General features: G+C 50.5%; 10 protein-coding genes. 4 read left to right on the plus strand and 6 right to left on the minus strand.

The genetic code is table 11. The features are described from left to right. The first annotated feature begins 52 nt into the window (after positions 1 to 52). Together aptA (ACXAFI_RS00575) and ACXAFI_RS00580 are read left to right on the plus strand one after the other, a co-directional pair. A complete protein-coding gene (gene aptA / locus ACXAFI_RS00575) occupies positions 53 to 1,366 on the plus strand; it encodes an omega-aminotransferase AptA (protein WP_444920305.1) in 1,314 nt (437 codons plus the stop codon). A gap of 400 nt (positions 1,367 to 1,766) precedes the next feature. Further along, on the plus strand, positions 1,767 to 2,348 hold the full coding sequence (locus ACXAFI_RS00580; RefSeq protein WP_475107259.1) for an HdeD family acid-resistance protein: 582 nt from the start codon (positions 1,767 to 1,769) through the stop codon (positions 2,346 to 2,348). 134 nt (positions 2,349 to 2,482) lie between these two features. On the opposite strand, the gene ACXAFI_RS00585 is transcribed toward ACXAFI_RS00580, so the two are convergent. After that, positions 2,483 to 5,218, minus strand: a complete 2,736-nt coding sequence (locus ACXAFI_RS00585) for a M1 family metallopeptidase (protein WP_475107260.1) — start codon at positions 5,216 to 5,218, stop codon at positions 2,483 to 2,485. A 149-nt stretch (positions 5,219 to 5,367) separates the two neighbouring features. Continuing rightward, a complete protein-coding gene (locus ACXAFI_RS00590; RefSeq protein WP_444920302.1) occupies positions 5,368 to 6,918 on the minus strand; it encodes a CocE/NonD family hydrolase in 1,551 nt (516 codons plus the stop codon). A 331-nt stretch (positions 6,919 to 7,249) separates the two neighbouring features. Between ACXAFI_RS00590 and ACXAFI_RS00595 the strand changes: the two genes are divergently transcribed. Together ACXAFI_RS00595 and ACXAFI_RS00600 are read left to right on the plus strand one after the other, a co-directional pair. Continuing rightward, positions 7,250 to 8,752 carry a hypothetical protein gene (locus tag ACXAFI_RS00595; protein ID WP_475107261.1) on the plus strand — a complete coding sequence of 501 codons (1,503 nt, stop codon included), beginning with the start codon at positions 7,250 to 7,252 and terminating at the stop codon, positions 8,750 to 8,752. 477 nt (positions 8,753 to 9,229) lie between these two features. Then, the gene (locus tag ACXAFI_RS00600; RefSeq protein WP_475107262.1) at positions 9,230 to 11,281 is read left to right on the plus strand and encodes a transporter substrate-binding domain-containing protein; all 2,052 of its coding nucleotides are present in this window, start codon (positions 9,230 to 9,232) and stop codon (positions 11,279 to 11,281) included. A gap of 213 nt (positions 11,282 to 11,494) precedes the next feature. Here the strand turns inward: ACXAFI_RS00600 and ACXAFI_RS00605 are convergent, their stop codons facing one another. From ACXAFI_RS00605 to aptA (ACXAFI_RS00620), 4 genes are all read right to left on the minus strand, one after another. Further along, positions 11,495 to 12,565 (minus strand): Kelch repeat-containing protein, encoded by a 1,071-nt coding sequence (locus tag ACXAFI_RS00605; protein WP_475107263.1) that lies wholly within the window; start codon positions 12,563 to 12,565, stop codon positions 11,495 to 11,497. A 31-nt stretch (positions 12,566 to 12,596) separates the two neighbouring features. Next, positions 12,597 to 13,058: a GNAT family N-acetyltransferase gene (locus ACXAFI_RS00610; RefSeq protein WP_475107264.1), complete on the minus strand. Its 462-nt coding sequence runs from the start codon at positions 13,056 to 13,058 to the stop codon at positions 12,597 to 12,599. Positions 13,059 to 13,262: 204 nt separating this feature from the next. Next, on the minus strand, positions 13,263 to 15,953 hold the full coding sequence (pepN, locus tag ACXAFI_RS00615; RefSeq protein WP_475107265.1) for an aminopeptidase N: 2,691 nt from the start codon (positions 15,951 to 15,953) through the stop codon (positions 13,263 to 13,265). Positions 15,954 to 16,173: 220 nt separating this feature from the next. Further along, positions 16,174 to 17,514: an omega-aminotransferase AptA gene (gene aptA, locus ACXAFI_RS00620; protein WP_475107266.1), complete on the minus strand. Its 1,341-nt coding sequence runs from the start codon at positions 17,512 to 17,514 to the stop codon at positions 16,174 to 16,176. Positions 17,515 to 17,528: the final 14 nt, after the last annotated feature.

Here is a 17,528-nt window from a genome sequence, read left to right on the forward strand (position 1 = left end):
CTCCCCAACGTAAATATTTTGAAGTTTCAGGGAACTTGCGGAGATACAGTTTATGTCTGAAATGCCAACCAACGCTTTCTGGATGCCCTTTACCCCCAACCGCACCTTTAAATCCGCCCCGCGGATTGTGGAGAGCGCCGAGGGTATTTACCTCACCGAAAAAGGTGGTCGCCAGATTATCGATGCCACCGCCGGCCTCTGGTGCAGCAATGCCGGTCACGGCCGCACAGAAATTGCCGAAGCGATTTATCACCAGGCGAAAACCCTGGACTACAGCTCCATCTTCAATTTTGGTCACGAGCTGGGCTTTGAATACTCCGAGCGCTTGGTGAAGCACACTCCCGATGGCCTGGACCATGTATTTTTCGGTAACTCCGGTTCCGAGGCCGTAGAGACCGCGCTGAAAATTGCTCTGCAATACCAGCGTGCGCGTGGCAAGGGCACTCGCACCATGTTTATCGGCCGTGAGAAGGGCTATCACGGCGTGAACTTCGGCGGTATTTCTGTGGGCGGTATCGCCCCCAATTACCAGGGCTTTGGCCAGCCGGTGAAAGCCAACCATATGCGTCACACTCTGGATATCGAGCGCAACGCCTTTAGTCGCGGCTTGCCGGAGCACGGTGTGGAATTGGCGGAAGATCTGGAGCGCCTGGTGGCCTTCCACGGTGCCGATCAAATTGCTGCGGTAATCGTTGAGCCGTTTGCTGGTGCCGGTGGTGTGGTACTGCCACCGAAGGGCTACCTGAAGCGCCTGCGTGAGATCTGTGATAAGCACGATCTGCTGCTGATTTTTGATGAAGTGATTTCCGGCTGGGGCCGTACCGGTTCCGCCTTTGCCTCCATCGAGTTCGATGTCACTCCAGATATGATTACCTCTGCCAAGGGTATTACCAATGCGGCAGTGCCCTTGAGTGCGGTGTTTGTAAAAGACGAAATCCATAACACTGTTATGAATGCAGCCGCCGAAGGTATGGTGGAATTTTTCCACGGCTATACCTATTCCGCACACCCGGTGGCCTGTGCCGCGGGTATGGCGACTCTGGATATTTACGAGCGCGAGGGCCTGCTCACCCGTGCTTCCGGTGAGATCGGCCAACACTGGGAGAACGCCCTGCACAGCCTGGCGGACCTGGACAATGTGATCGATGTGCGCAACTACGGCTTGGTTGGTGCTATCGAGCTGCGCGCCCCTGAAAACCTCAAAGGCAAGTTCGGTGGCAAGGCTTCCGGGATGGCTTGGGAGGCCGGTGTCATGGCGCGTGGAATCGGCGATGCCCTGTGTATGTCTCCACCGCTGATTATCGAAAAGCACGAAATCGATGCGATTGTGGATAAGCTGCGCGGCGTGATCAGCGAGCTGGCTTAATCCGTACCCTCTGCCGGCAGCTTTATAGCTGCCGGTACCCTCTCTATTTTTTCACTTTGATTTTTTCTGTTTCTCTCGCCGTTATTTTTACTTGTCGTTAGTCGTTAATAGTCCCGCGAACTTTTCCAAGCCCTACACCTTGAGCCCTTACACAACCTCGCCCTTTAACTTTCTTACTCTCCAGGTTTTTGCGCTTTCTGCGTCTGTTTGTCGGTTACGGCTACACTGGAATTAGCGGCCTGCGGCGCGATCACAGTCTTTGCAGAGTCGACTATTTGGTCGCGCTCGTGGGCCGCCTCTTCCGTAAGTTGTTGTTTATCCTGGGAAAATACTCACTGAGCTGGAAGTCTGCTCAATCTGGCGCTTAACTTAGTGGAGATCTGTAACTCGGGGACTGCTTATGTCCACTGATATCTCCCCCCTTCCCACCGGCCCCATATTGAAGGTGCTCTCCGCCAACTGGTGGCTGTTGTTATTACGCGGCGTAATCGCGGTGATCTTCGGTGTGCTGACATTTATTTGGCCGGGGTTGTCACTACTCACCCTGGTTTTTCTCTTTGGTATCTACGCCCTGCTCGACGGTATTTTTTCTCTGGTCGCAGCGGTTATGGGGCGTCATGCGAGCACGCCTCTGTGGTGGCTGATCGTGTCCGGCCTAATCAGCCTGGCCGCGGGAATCGTGACTTTTATGTTTCCCCAGGTAACCGCGCTGGTGCTGGTGATTTTTATCGGCGCATGGGCTTTTGTGCGGGGAATTTTTGAGATTGTCGGGGCGATCCGATTGCGCAAGGAAATTGACAACGAGTGGTTGTTGATCGCGATTGGTGTGCTCTCGGTAATTTTTGGCCTGGCAATATTGGTGAGCCCCGGAGCGGGCGCCCTGGCACTGGTGTGGGTGATCGGGGCCTATGCCATTATCTTTGGACTGCCCATGATCTGGCTGGCATTTCGCCTGCGCAAACACAATAACGGTGAGACCTAAAGTCGGGAGCCTACGGATAGGGATCGGTGTAATACCTGGGTACCTGCACCTATTATTGGCCAGGTGGTTTTGAACCTACAGGGTGGGGAAATTTCCTCACCCTGTACGGGATAAAGAGCAGAAAAATAACGGTTTTATTGTTTTGCCAGGTCCACCGACTTTGGCAGAGCTTCCATCAGCGACTGACCTTTTTCCTGCAGTGCCATACACAAATGAACGCGCTCTTCGGTCTGCGCCAGGCTGCGCTGGTAGCCGGGTGTCAGCTTGCCGTGCTGGGCGAACAGCTGCTGCAATTCATCCAGGCGCTTTTCATCGCAGAAGGCGTTGGCGAATGCGGGCGTATGGCGGCGGATCTGTGCCGGAATTTTATCCACGACTTGCACAAAGTTATCCCGCAGCCAAGCCCAGTGTTGCTCCTGCACCAGCGGCTGCGCCAGGGCATAGCGAATTAGGGCAAAAGACTCACGCGGACCCATCTGTTCACTGAGTGCTAATTTTTGAATAGTCTCCAGCTGTTTGGGGTTATTGCTACTGCCGATGGCGTTAGCACTGGCGTTTTCAAAACGGGGATCATCCAGCTCGGTGCGCACTTTAATCAGGTGCGTGAGGAAACCCTGACCGGCATCCTGGATAGCCACGGTCAGTGCAGCTTCGTAAAGATCGGAATTCAATGCCTGGGGATCGCGCCCGGTTTTATAGCCGGTAAAAGCGATCGCCTTCTCCATTAATTGCTTGCGTGTATCCGGGTCTTCCGCCACCAGTGCCATAAAGCCGAGCAGGGCGCTGTGCAGCATTTGCTGGTCGGCATCATTGCTGCCAGCACTGTTGCTCAAGAGCGGCAGGTACAGGTTCTGGGCAAAGTTTAGGAAGGCCAAGCGCTGGGCATCGTTCAGATAATTATCGCGGTACTTGCGCAGGTAACTCAGGGGCATGGCAATTACCTGGCGCTTGTCTGCCTTGGCAGATTGGCGCACGACATCGAGTAACCGAGGAGCGGATAGTTTACCGGCTTCGAAGGCGGCGAAGGCGCTGTCGATAATCGAGAGTTGCTCGGTAGGGGTGAACTGGGTAAAGCGCTCGGTAAGGGCCTGCCACTGGGGCTCCGGCAGGTTCCAGCGATAGTAGCCACTGCCCTGGGCGTTGGGCATTACCCAGCTGGGGCAACTGCTTGAAGCAATCTCCAGGGTTTCCTCTTTACCGGTCAGGATCTGGCACTGCTGTGCGCCGCTATCGCTGCTAAAGCAAAAGGGGATGCTCCACTGCTGGCCAGTTGCGGCAATAGGGGAGCCAAGGGGCTTATAGCGGCTCTGGGTGATATGCAATTTGGTTTGTGCTGGATCGCTGCAGTCCAGGACCAGTTCCAGTTGCGGCACACCTTTTTGCTCGACAAAGCTGCGGAAAGTTTCCGTTAATTCCGGGGTATTGGTTTCCTCGCCGATCACTTTGTAGAAAGAGGGGGAGTCCGCCTCGCTGCCGCTGAAGGCCTCCAGGTAGCGCCCCAGGGCCGGGCGGAAGCGCTCGGCACCGAAGTAGTTATCCACCATATTGATGACGCCCAGACTCTTGGAATAGGTGATGGAGTCGTAGGCGTTGCGGATATTGTTGTTGTCGCTCACCGGCTCGCGAATGGCGCGGGTGCTGGCGAGGGAGTCCAGTTGCATGGCGCCGATGGCGTAAGTGGCGGCGTTCAAATCGTGGCCGCCTTCGGGCTCCATGATACGCAGCGCCAACGGCTCGCCCCAGGTGGCGAAGCCCTCTTTTAGCCAAAGGTCGTCCCACCAGGGCGGGGTTACCTGGTTGCCAAACCACATATGGGCAATTTCATGGGCGTGCACTTCCACCAAAGCCAGACGCGCGCCGGGTGCCGGGTTATCGCCCACCAGGATGCGTTGCTCGCGATAGGTAATGGCTGCAGACAGCTCGGTAGCACCACTGGGCCACTGGGGGGCGGCGATAATATCCAGTTTCTTGAAGGGGTAGGGGCGCTGTAATTGATTCTCGAAGGTCTCCACCATTTTGGGGGTGATATCGAGAATGTAATTCATATCACCACCGCGGCCCTGACGCGCAAAACCGCGTAAAGGGATCGGCTCACTGCGATACTTGCTCGGCGGAATGGCTGCGCGCTCAACCACATCGAAGGGGCCCACCGATAAAGACAACAGATAAGTGGACATGGGCGGAGTGGTGGCAAAAGTTACTTTCTCCATGCCGCCCGGCACGGTCTCGCGCTTTAGTTCCGGCCCATTGCTGATGGCGGCGTAGCCTTCGGGCACGGTGAGACTGATGGAGAAAGGTGCCTTGAGGCCGGGTTCGTCGAAGCCCGGCAGGTATTTACGCGCTTGGATGGACTCAGATTTGGCCAGGGCATAGGCATTGCCCTGCTCTTCCACTTTGAACAGACCGGCTAGGTTGCGATCGAAATCGGCGGCGTAATCCAGCTGCAGGGTGAAGCTGCCGGCCGGCAGCGTCTCGTCGAACTCTACTATGGCGACGCCGCTGTCGAGGACCTCGCGGTAGCTGGCTTGCACCTCACGCCCGTCTGCCAGTTGCACAGTGGCTTTGCTAACCGACAGGTTCTTGCCGTGCAACCAGATATGGTTGCTGGCCTGGGTCATCTGAATGTCGATAGCGACACGGCCATTGAAAGTGTCTTTGCGAGGATCGAGGGTCAGATCCAGGCGATAGGCGCTGGGCTCTACACCCTGGGGGAGTTTGCCCTCAGGGGCTTCTCTGATATCCAGGGCCGCCATTTGCGTGCTGGATTCCTGGTCGATCTTCTGCGGGGCCTTTTCCGCCGGGTTACACCCGGCGACTGCTACTGATAACAGCGCCGCGCTCAGCAGGGCGAGCGGTATCTTCTTGTTCATAGAGCGATGGGGTACTTGGCCAAAAAAAGGCCATTGTACCGCTTTGACGGAAAATTACGTGGGTCTGTGAGGCCAAGGGAAGGGGGAGATGAGCTCGATGGGAAGGCCACGCCCGGCACCAGGGCCGGGCGTGGAGTTGCTGGGAAAATTTACAGGTGCGGCACGGTCAAGCTGGAAACCTTGCTGCTGCTGTAGGGCACTTCGATGGTGTAGTTGGTGTCTTGTGGCTTTTTGTAGATAGGGCCCTGGGTGTCTATGGCCATAACCACACGGTGGCCTGCGGGAACGTCGTAGCTTGTGGTGAACAGCTCAAGGGCGATTTTCTGCTTCTTGCCGGGCTCATCAGTGCGCACAGTAATAGGTGCGTGGGTGATCAGGCGGCCGAGTCCAAACATGTTGACGTCGTACAGATGAACATTCAGCTGTACTTCCCTCTTGCTGGGCTCAATCCACATTTCAAGCTTGGGCGCACCGCGAATCTGCAGGGTGTCAGACTGCCTTGGCGATTTGTACTCGATGGCATAATAGCCATTGATGGCCATCATCGGTGCGTACACCGGAATGCCGAAACCCTCTAAGGCATCGGAAACCAATGGAATGCCGGTACCAGCAAAGGTATCCCAGCCTCCGTGGAACTCATTGCTCCAGCTCCAGCCATCGTATTTGCCAGTCTCCATGCCCCCGCTGTTAAACATGGTAAAGCGCGGTTGCAGATACCAGGTAGTGCTCTCCTCAGTCACGGGGTAGTCATCGTAGTGCTCCAGTTTGTTGCTGATGCGCACGGTCATATCCACCTTGGGTTCGCGGTCAATGCCGTTGTCCTCTCCCTTCAGGTGGTGGTCAAACCAGCGGAAACTGGTAGACCAGATATGCCCATCGTTTCCAGAGAGAGTTTCGGTGATGGCATGGGTGCCGGGGTTTAGCAGGAGCTTTTTCGGTCCCTCGAGTAGGGAGTAAAAGTCGGTCATGCTATTGGGTTTAAACAAATAATCTGCGAAATTATTCGAGACCAATACCGCGGTGCCATTTTCATTCAGCTGATCTATATAACTGATCGCCGAGCGTTTGGCTCCAAATTCGATCACCTGTGCCAGGTTCTGCCCGCTGCGCAGATCGCTCCACACTTGCTCCAATTCGGCTTCTTTGTCGAAGGCGGTGGTGACAAGTAAGCTGCCCCAGACCAGGTTAACCGTCTCGTTGGGGTAGAGCGCTTCTACTACATCCGCCCAACCAGATAGAGCGGCCACCGCATCGATACGGGGGTCTTGTGCGGCACTGAGCAAAGAGATTCCACCGCCGTAGGAAATACCGGCCATACCCAGCTTACCCACAGAGTAATTGGTTTCGAGCCAGTCGATCAGCACACCCACATCGGCAATGCTGTTTTCCCCAGCTACGTCTACCAGGCCATCCGAATGGCCGAAGCCGCGGGTGGAATAGCTCAATACCAAGTAGCCATTTTCCGCCAGTTCTTTAGCTTGGAAGTGATACTGGCGCTTCTCCAGGCCCCAGCTGTTCGTGAAGATGACAGTGGGGTAACCCCCTGCCGGTGCCGGTGTTTCCGGGATAAACAGGTTGGCATCAAGTACTGTTCCATCGAAGGAGGTGATATCCAGATCGGAGATATATTCCGGTGCCGACCAGGCATGGGCTGACATCATGGCGCTGCCAAGCAGTGCCAGTAGTGGTGCAGTTTTCATTTTTTTCTCTCATCAAAGTAAATTATTTTTATATTTTTTGACCCTGTGTAACACATTGGTCAACTGCGCAATATATAGAAGCCGGCCGCTTATTTGTATGCTGTTTCGGTAAAAAATGAGACGTTTGTCTCGTTACGCGTCTCGTCATTTATCCCTGTTAATCCAGCCCAATTTTTTACGCTTATTTGTCTAATGAGTCAGATAAAAACAACCTAAAAAGTTCATTTCTTATTCATGTTGCTCTTTTTTTGATCAGCAAAAACCGTTAGTGTGTGGCCTCTACGATTTGGCCATGGAGGGCTTCGGCAACAATGACTCGGTGGCCTGAACTATGGTTTCTCGCTCAGCTGTTTTCTTAGTACTTTTTTTCGGTTTTTTACTTTCTGCCAATGCCGCCCCCCGCTATCTCGGCGAGGAGATCTGGTATCAGGTAGACAGCAAGAACTTCCAGGTTATTACCGATGGTGATCCCAGTGCGGTAAAAACCCTAGTGGCCGACCTGGAGCGCTATCGCGCCGTAGCCATAGAGCTGTTGGAAGTTGATCCCAATGTTCCCAAGCTCACGATTTATGCAGCCGGAGACCGCGATACCTATGCGGGCCTGGTTGGGGCCGAACTGGCCGATATGACTAACGGCCTGTTTGATACTTCAGCCGAGGGTAGTTACGCCCTGGTGAATCTGGATGGCCGCAGTGTTAAAAAGCAGCTCAAGGCTCGTGAATTTCTCTTTCACGAATACACCCACTTCCTCAGCTATAACGGCAATACCACGCATTTTCCTTACTGGTACAGCGAGGGCTTTGCCGAATTTATGGCGACCATGTCCTTTCCTGAAAAGGGTCGCTATGAGTTAGGTGAAATACCCCAGGAACGCGCCAAGACATTGATGTACGCAGGGCTGATGCCTCTCGACCGCTTGCTTCGTGCAACGGTGTACGACACCGACCCCGAAGAGAAAGCGGATGTGTATGCCAGCGGTTGGCTGCTGTCCCACTGGCTGATGATGGAGGGCGACAAGGCAGAGGAATTTAAGCAGTTTGTTAAAGACTACAACGATGGTGCCGATCCGGTGAAATCACTGGAAAAAGCTCTGGGCATGTCGGTGAAGGAACTGGAAAAAGCGTATGTCGCCGCATTCGACTCGGGAGAGTATGAGGTGGTCAGTGGCGTCATTCCCCCTGAGTTTAAGGAAGTAACTCCCCAGGTGAAGCGCCTGCACAAACGTGAGGCCGTTAATGTATTGGCGAACTTTATTGCCCAGTCCGGTTATAACCTGCAGGCGCTCGACGACCTGATTACCTATTCCTACCACACAGGGATATACAGCACTGAACTGGCTGCCATTAAGGCGAGTGCGGATTTGCGTGTAGGGAATTTCCCCCAGGCCAGTCACTTGCTCGCCAGTGTGCCGAAAAAAGATCGCCAAAAACCCTGGTACTTGAATGCCCACGCCTGGCTAACGGTTAATCAACAGGCCACGGTACCTAACGACGCCCGCGATTTACGCAGCCTGAAAAGGGCCCGTGAGGAATTCGATTACCTGGTGAAGAGGGAACCGCAGAATGCCTCTCACTGGTTTGGATTGGCCATGGCCATGGAAATGCTGGGTTACCCCCGAAAAGAATATCTAGCCAAGCTGGAGGAGGCCTATAACCGCGCACCTCGAGAGCTGCATATTGCCCAATGGCTGGCAGAAGAGTTGTACCAGCAGAAAAATGCGGAATACTTTGCACGGGTGGCAAAGCCGCTGATGTTCGAACTCCCGGATGAGGAGCAGAACCGAGAAATAAAAATGAGATTGGCGGAGCTACAGGGCAAACCTAAATCCAGCTAATAACCATAAGACGCTCGCAAAATAACAGAGGGGCTGTCACTTGCTGTAAGAGACAACCCATAGTCGCCAACGTATATTTGCCCGGCAATTTCCTTGCCGGGCTTTTTTATTGGTGGCATGGAAACTGGTACGATTTATTTATACTGCGATCTAGGGCCTGTTAATCAATGACAATGAAAAAGATGACTCGCTATCGCTAATATTGAAACCTGGTAAATGTTCGTCATTCGAGGAAAAGAGTATTAAAGGTCTCATAGACTAGTGCTGCACGGCTTGTGCATACCGATTAAGACCGGCGGCGGTAATTCTTTATGCCGCATTAACCTGATCCATAATTATTATGCAGGTTGATAACAATAAAAATTCGCTGAAAAAGGTTGAATTGTGCAAAAAATATTAATTACGGTAGCTTTTCTATTCGTTTCTCTTATTTTTTCGGTCAGTTGTGAAAAGCACGCCTCGCAGCAGGGGGAACCCGTGGAGGCACTCTCAGAAAATACTGAAGAGACTAAAAGCGCTTTCGTAAACTACCTAGAGCGCGGAGACTTCCCCGCATTACAAGAGCGCGGCATATTGCGCTTACTCGCACCGAGAGGCCCTGAAGAGGATGCCCTGCCGCGTGGCGGCTTGCCGCAGGGGGAGTGGCGGCAGCTCGCCGAGAAGTTTGCCTTCAGCCGCAACCTGAGGCCTCAATGGGTGTATGTGGATAACTTTGCGGCTCTGATTCCCGCCTTGAGAGAAGGTCGTGGCGATGTCATTGCGACTAACTTTTCCCGCACTCCCATTCGCCGCAGTCAAGTGGCGTTCACACGGCCACTGCAAGCCGTGAACGAATTACTCATCACTCTGCGGGATATGGATAAGCCACTACAAGAAGTGGCGGTGCGCCGCGGCAGTGCCTATGCCGAAACCCTCCAAGAGGATACCGAGCAGCCCTATAAAGTGACTCTGCTGGATGGGGCAGTAGCCAACAGTACGCTTTTAGCTGCTGTTGCCGCAGGGGAGTATCAGGCTACCGTCATGGATAGTAATTTGGCCGATGCACTCCTACCCAATTACCCACAGCTCACAGCCAGCGATCAGTTGGAATCCCGTAGAGATATCGCCTGGGCAGTGCGTCTTAATGCCACCGAGTTGAGGCGGGAGCTCAACGAATTCCTGACGGCTGAATTGGTATTAGCCGGGCAAAACTCCAGTAAACCCGTCAGGGGTTGGGAAGACATTTTAGAGGGCGGCACACTGCGTGTGCTCACCCGCAACCATCCAGCCTCCTATTTTATCTGGCGTGGGGAGTTGATGGGCTTCGACTATGACCTGCTAAAAAAATTCGCCCGGGACCATAAGCTTCGCCTCAGTATGGTGGTGCCCGATGCGGATATGGATTTGACTGATGCCCTGCAGGCAGGTATGGGCGATATGATCGCTGCATCGCTTACAATCACCGAAACTCGTCGGCAACAGGGATTGGTTTTTACACGGCCCTATCTCCAGGTGACTGAACAGGTGATTGCCCCGAGTACAGATATTTCCCTGCAAGGGGATGTCCCCTTAGAGCAAATGCTGTCGGGCAAAATAGTGGCTGTTAACCCACAGACCAGCTACCGTGAAAGCCTTGCAGAAATGATTATGCTACAGCGGGAACGGGGAGTTGCTCCCATTCAGATATCCGAGCAGCCAGGCGCTACCACCGAATATTTGATTGATGCCGTTGCCCAGGGAATATTTCCCTATACCGTTGCAGATTCCCACCTAGTGGCGATCGAAAGCACTTATCGTGATGACTTTAGAGTAGTGGCAGAGTTGCCCAATACTAGAGAGATAGCTTGGGCTGTGCGTGCTGACCAAAGCCGCCTACTGGAACAATTAAATAATTTCTTGAATAAACACGATCGCGACCTTTTTTTTAATGTCACTTACAACAAATACTTCAAGGAAAAGAAACATATTCTTCGTCATCAGGAAAACCGACTGCGCAACAGTGATGCCCTTTCTCCCTATGATCCTATAGTGCATAAATACACGGATAAAACCGATCGAGACTGGCGTATGGTAGTTGCGCAGATGTATCAGGAGAGCCGGTTCAACCCCCGCGCTCGTTCCTTCTCTGGAGCCCAAGGCCTGATGCAGGTGCTGCCACGCACAGCCGGCCAACTGGGGATAGAAAATCTCTATGAACCTGAAAACAGCATTCGTGCGGGGGTAGCCTATCTCGGTTGGCTGGACCAACGATTCCCCCAGAATATTTCCCTGGAACAAAAAATATACTTTACCCTGGCTGCCTATAATGCAGGACACGGCCATGTTCAAGACGCCAGGGCCCTTGCTCAACAACTGGGGCTGAACCCCAATCAGTGGTTTGGCCATGTGGAACAGGCCATGCTGCTGTTATCCAAGCCGGAATACTACCGAAAAAGCCGTTTTGGCTACGTACGAGGACGTGAACCGGTTAAGTATGTGCGGGAGATTCGGGATCGATATATTGGTTATCTTGGTGTTGAGCGTAATGGATATCTTCAGAATGTGGAATGATATTGACCGTTTTCGATCGTTTAGACCCCAGCTACTATCGTCTTAATTGCCAATTTCGAAACCTCAATGAATAAGGCTATAAATTATTCCGGTGAACAGGCAGAGATAAGCCATGAAATTTGGTTACATTAGCGTCTATAGGGCTTTAACTGTCGGTCAAAAGAGAGGGCTCTCTTTTGACCATGCCCTAAAATCATTTTGGCAGCTTAGGAGTTATGGCTTCCAGTTCAATTTTATAAAAGATGCGAGGGTCTCTTGTGGGCCGACTTTGGCTGCGCCTCCCATAATATAAATTGTATCTTCAATAGTCACAGCACCATGCCCATGGCGGGCCGTTGGAAGATCGCTCTCTTTGTTCCATTGATCACTAATGGGGTTGTATACCCAGACTGCGTTAAATGCAGTTCCTGTTTTCCAATAACCATTGGGACCAAAGGCTTCACCACCGGTTACTATAATCTTTCCATTTAGCGGTGCAGCTGAAAGCCCAGCGAGTGCTTGTGGTAATGGTCGTATTTTTTCCCATTTATCTAGGCTAGGATCATAAACCTCCCCATAGGTTAAGTTTCTTGCCCTTTTAGTTGTATTACCAGCCTGGCGTCCACCAATAACATAAATCCTGTTGCCCATTGTTGTTCCGGCTGCAGAATTTCTGTTGATCGTTGCTGGGGCGGCAACTTCCCAATCAGTATTGTCAGTTAAAATAAAATGATTATTTGAGTCAATATTTCTTTGTTGGCTATTGGGTGTTTTCCCGCCGATAACATGGATACCTTTTGATGAATTGCTATAGATACCCTCGGCAATCGGGATAGGGAGAGAGGGGGCAGAAGTCCAGGCGTTATCATTTTTACTGAGCTTATAAACGGTAGACTTAGCTTGCCAGGCATTACTTTTTTGTCCATGAAAGCCACCAATACCATACAGGTATTTAGAGTTCGCTGCCATCCCCAGATGGTGTGTAGCTTTCGGAAGGGCTGGGCCGCTTCTCCAGGTATGAGTTTTTGGTGAAAATATATGGGTGCTGTCTGTAGGTGCGAGACCATAAAAAGTAGGCGTAGAGGATGGAATAAAGCCTCCGGAGATGTAAATCTCTCCGGCAAAAACTGAAGGGTATATTTCCTGTATTGGTGTTTCAAGACTCGGCAGGTCTGTGAAAATTATATTCTGTTTATTTCTTTGTGTCTCAGCTCTGCTGCCAGTTCCACCCAGTAGCAGCGGTGACAAACCAGTAAGCTTTAAGAAACTTCTTCTTGAGTAGCATATTTTATTGTAGGTTTTCATTGCTTAGATAATATTGTGTATCGACAGTAATTTAGAGCTTCTTTGTAAAGAATAGGCTGTGTGGGTCTTCACTATAGTTGGCAAATGGCCTGCATGGTTCAAAGCCATATTGCTGGTAAAGTGCAATTGCTGGAGCAAAATGTTTACTGCTGCCGGTTTCTAATTTTACTTCTCGGTAGTTCCTCTTTTGGGCTTCATCCAGTATCGCTTTTAGCACGGCTTTAGCGATTCCCTTGCGCAGGAAGCCCTGGCTGGTTTTCATGGATTTTATCTCTCCTAGAACAGGGGATATTTCCTTGAGAGCCCCACAGCCTGCTAGAACGCCATTGACCCACGCGCTCCAAAAAGTGATTATGGGGTCAATTAAGTTTTCTGGTTTTAAGGCGTGTACGCTTTCTGGAGGGGAATGCAGATACATTTGTTCTAAGTGGGACTTCAGTAGCTCAATAATAGCGCCATCTGAAAGATCATCTTTTTGAACCACTATGCTCATGGAGAAAAGTCTTTTATTGTAAGCATTAATGCTAGATATATTAACTAATTATTGCTGGCAATTTATAGATTTTTTTCTTAGGGAGTGTGTTGATACATGAAAAGGGGCCATTGGGCCCCTTTGGCCAGTCTTAGCTGTTGATGCTCTTCATAGCTACATAAGCACTTAGGTGATTAGGCTATGTTTGTTTCGTTGAGGGCGATCTCACCCTTTTTTCTGATCGAGCATAGCTTGCCCCATTTTTGTACAGCGCTCGCTGGTATAGCGATGGTTCTTTAATGCTTTCACCAGCATGGGTTTGAGTTGTTGTTTATTTCCAAGTGCATCGCTAATTTGTTGGGCGCCCTCTTTTGAGCACATTAGGGGGAATATACGGGTGTAGGTGCTAATCAGTTCGGGAGAATCCTCATTATTAATTTTATCCAATTCGGAAAAAATGCGCTCGCTATTACTATAAAATAGCGGAATTTGTTCATCGGTAAATAGGTTTGAAGTGGCCTTGCGAAGTTCACTTAATTTGAATTCGTCCCTATTGTGGATAAGGTTCTGAAGCCACTTTTCCTTAACTTCGGGCAGGGGCCTGATCGCCTCTGCCGCTATGGCATTGAGTTTGGCTCTATCTGAGTGATCTTTTCTCAACTCTTGAGTAATCGCTTGTTCATAATCAGCAAAAAGGTAGCGATTCTGCAGGCGGATTAATTCCCAGCGCATATCGGGATCGAGTTTCAAGCCATCAATCTCGTGTTCGCCCACCAATAATTGTTTTGCGTTATTCAGAGCTACCTTTGAGTGGGCCACTTCGGCAAAGAGTTCAAACCAGGTCTTTTGCTGATCACTAGTAGGTGAAGCTTGTTGTAACTGCTGCCAAGCAAATTCTTCTATGGCTTTTAGCAGATTTTCACGGCGCTGGTCATCAATAGGTATCTGATTGAGATAACTATAAACATAGCTTAAATAGCGGCTATTGAGACGGATAGCATTGATATCCTGCTCGGCGGCCCCGTTACTAATTACAAAACTAATATATTCATCCAGTGGTAATTTTGCATCGTAGGCGCTGTCAAACAGGCTTTGCCACAACATTAAGCGGGCAAAAGGTTGCTCAATCGCATTAATATGCTGAGCCATATTCTTCAGGGTTACCGAATCCAGATTCACTTTTACAAAGGCCCAGTCACTCTCGTTAGGATAGAGAATTTGTGGGCAGGGTAGGCCTTGGGCATCTTCTACTCTAGTTGTTGCGCCTCTATAAAGTACCGGTAGGGTGGCGTAGCGCTTCATACCTTCCCCATCCATACGGTAGAAACCAAGCTGAGTGCGTTGTTCCCGTAGAGTGGGGTATTCTTCCGACGCAGCCTGTGTGAGGGTGAGGTTGGTAATTCGATCGTCGTCACATTGGAAGCTTGCCTCAATGGTGTTAAGGCCAGCTTGATAAAGCCATTGTTGTTGCCAGGTCTCAAGATTAACACCGGCTGCTTTACCCAAGTGGTTTATAAAATCATCGAGTGTTGAGTTTTGGAAAGAGAGTTCTTTCAGGTAACGGCTAACGCCCTTACGAAATTCCTCTTTACCCAGATAGTAGGGTAACTGTTTCAGTACCGAGCCACCTTTACCGTAGGTGATACCATCAAAATTGGTAAAAGCTTCGTCAGTATTTTCCACCGGTAGCTGAATAGCGTGTGTGGTGGGCCTTTGATCGGAGTAGTAGGCCCACTGTTTAGTGCCAAGGTAAAAATTTTCCCAGGTGTTGGTAAACTCACTATTTTCAGCCAAAGATAAGTTGGCCATATAGGTAGCGAAACTTTCATTCAGCCAAAGACCATCCCACCAGTCCATGGTAACCAAGTTGCCAAACCATTGGTGTGCCAGCTCGTGGGCAATGACATTGGCCAAGCGCATTCGCTGAGCCTGGGTTTTTTCCCCACGGGATACGTAGGAGTCATTAAAAGTGACTGACCCCACATTTTCCATGGCACCTGCATTGTAGTCAGGTACCAAAATTTGGTCGTATTTTTTGAAGGGGTAATCTATTTCAAAATATGGCTGGAAAAATTCAAAAGACTGTTTTGTAAATGTAAACCAATCTTCGGTTTTTACATAGTCGGCCAGACTCTGGCGGGCCATCAGCCGTAGAGGAACACCATCTGCATTATCTTCCCAGATATGGAAGGGGCCTGCATGTAGGGAAAATATATAGGAGGAAAATCTTTGTGATTGCGGAAAGAACCAGTGTTTCTTTTCTCCCTCTTTCTCCACTCTACTTTCCCGTTCTGCACTGATGACTACCCAATCTTTGGGGGCCATAACATCTAGGGTATAGCGAGCTTTTAAGTTTGGTTGATCAAAATGTGGGAAAAGGCGGTTGGCATCATAGGGCTGAAAGTCGGTATACATATAGACTTTACCATCCTTCGGATCTTCGAAGCGATGTAGTCCAGAGCCATTATTGGAATAGGGATGCTGGTAGTTAATGCTAATCACGTGCTGCCGGTTTGGCAGGTGTTGTGAGGCAACAGCGATAAAGTAGCCATTATATTTGAAAGGTGTTTCTTTACCGTCCACTTTTAATGATTTGACGGTGCCGCCGGCAAAATCCATGGTAAGAGGTTGCTGCAGAATTTTTTCGAACTGGATGTCGGCGTGTACGGTGCCAGTAAAATTCTCACTGGTGCTATCCAGGTTGACACTCAGGCGATAATCAACTTGTGCGATTTGTTGTTTTCGCAGCCTGGCATATTCTTCGGAGAGCCCCGATGTCTCGGATCTTTGGGGAATTGCAATAGTATCGCCTTGAGACTGAAAAGAGCTGGGTTCCTGGTGACAGGCGGTTAGCATGACCGTGCATAGTAGTGCGCAGGTAAGCTTTGGAGTGGTTCGTTTACTGATTTTAATCATTGCATTCTCACATTTATTTATTACTTTTTTTTCGGTGTAACTATTCTGCTTTTTTTAACAATAATTCTGTTGTCCGACCAAAAATTTATGTCGGTAGGAGTACAAATATAATTATACTAGGGGCTTAATTGATACAGGTATAGTAGTCAGAATTGTGCGCTGAGGTGTCGCTCGTTTGCGGTAAAAGGCTGGATCTTTCTAAGATTATCTGTGATGGCAGCTATTTCCCATTGGCTACTTCTAGAATAGATTCTGATAGGGCATTGACCAGGCCGTCAATTTCCTCATTAGTGGAAATAAATGGCACTCCCAGTTGGATAGTATCGCCACCATAGCGAATATAAAAACCTTTACTCCACATTTTCATGGCGATTCGAAAGGGGTGTTGCAGTGGTTCCCCAGGAGCGGATTCAATCGTTAGGCCCGCGGCTAGGCCACAATTGCGAATATCATTGATCAGAGGTAGATTTCTGAGTTGGTGAATGTACTCCTCCAGTACATAGGCCAGTTCTGCAGCGCACTTGAAAAGGTTATCCTGTTCAAGGATTTTCAAGGTAGCCAGCGCAGCAGCGCAGGCCCCTGGGTGGGCTGAGTAGGTATAGCCATGGGCCAGCTCGAGTTGGTAGTCTGGTCCAGCGCACTCCATAAAGGTATCGTAGATACTCTGGTGCACTGCGACGGCGCCCATAGGAAAAGTGCCGTTGGTAATTTGCTTGGCGGTATTGAGAATATCCGGTACCACTCCAAAAAATTCCGCTGCGGTAGCCGTGCCCATTCTGCCAAAAGCAGTAATGACCTCATCAAAAATCAATAATATCTGGTGTTCATTGCAGATTTCACGAAGCCGTTGCAGATAGCCTTCCGGTGGTGGAAGTACACCCGCTGAGCCGGCCATGGGTTCAATAATTACTGCAGCAATATTGCTGGCATCATGCAGTGCAATTAATTCGAGTAGTTCATCGGCTAGATAGGCACCCAGTTGGGGCTGTCCCATACAAAAGCGGTTTTCGGGCAACAGTGTATGTGACAAGTGCTCGGTATCGAGTGCCGGACCAAACATTGCCCGGTTAGCACCGATACCGCCGACGCTGATTCCTCCGAAATTTACCCCGTGATAACCCTTAATGCGGCCGATAAGTTTGGTCTTTGCTGATAGGCCTCTTTTACGCCAATAAGCACGGGCAATTTTCAGGGAGGTTTCAGTGGCTTCAGATCCGGAATTGGTAAAAAAGACACGATTGAGACCCGCGGGCATAAATTGTGTGATGCGCTCAGCCAGTTCAAAGGACTTAGGGTGGCCAAACTGAAAGGAGGGGGCGTAGTCGAGAGTTTCCAATTGCTGGCTGATGGCTTTGTTGATTTCTTTTCGATTATGCCCTGCGCCACAAGTCCACAACCCGGAGAGGCCATCGAAGATTGGGCGACCATCGGCACTGGTATAGTAGCAGCCTTCGGCAGCAGTAATGATACGAGGGTCTCGTTTAAACTGACGGTTGCCGGTGTAAGGCATCCAGTGGGCATCGAGTTGTTTCTGGGTGAGCTCTGCGAGTTTGTCGTTCATTGTTATTTTCCGAC

It is taken from the genome of Microbulbifer sp. ABH2_005 (genome assembly GCF_056160005.1).

Coding starts and splice junctions, on each gene's coding strand:
- ACXAFI_RS00580 (WP_475107259.1), top strand. CDS start 1,767: ATGTCCACTGATATCTCCCCCCTTCCCACCGGCCCCATATTGAAGGTG.
- aptA (WP_475107266.1), bottom strand. CDS start 17,514: ATGAACGACAAACTCGCAGAGCTCACCCAGAAACAACTCGATGCCCAC.
- aptA (WP_444920305.1), top strand. CDS start 53: ATGTCTGAAATGCCAACCAACGCTTTCTGGATGCCCTTTACCCCCAAC.
- ACXAFI_RS00590 (WP_444920302.1), bottom strand. CDS start 6,918: ATGAAAACTGCACCACTACTGGCACTGCTTGGCAGCGCCATGATGTCA.
- ACXAFI_RS00585 (WP_475107260.1), bottom strand. CDS start 5,218: ATGAACAAGAAGATACCGCTCGCCCTGCTGAGCGCGGCGCTGTTATCA.
- pepN (WP_475107265.1), bottom strand. CDS start 15,953: ATGATTAAAATCAGTAAACGAACCACTCCAAAGCTTACCTGCGCACTA.
- ACXAFI_RS00610 (WP_475107264.1), bottom strand. CDS start 13,058: ATGAGCATAGTGGTTCAAAAAGATGATCTTTCAGATGGCGCTATTATT.
- ACXAFI_RS00605 (WP_475107263.1), bottom strand. CDS start 12,565: ATGAAAACCTACAATAAAATATGCTACTCAAGAAGAAGTTTCTTAAAG.
- ACXAFI_RS00595 (WP_475107261.1), top strand. CDS start 7,250: ATGGTTTCTCGCTCAGCTGTTTTCTTAGTACTTTTTTTCGGTTTTTTA.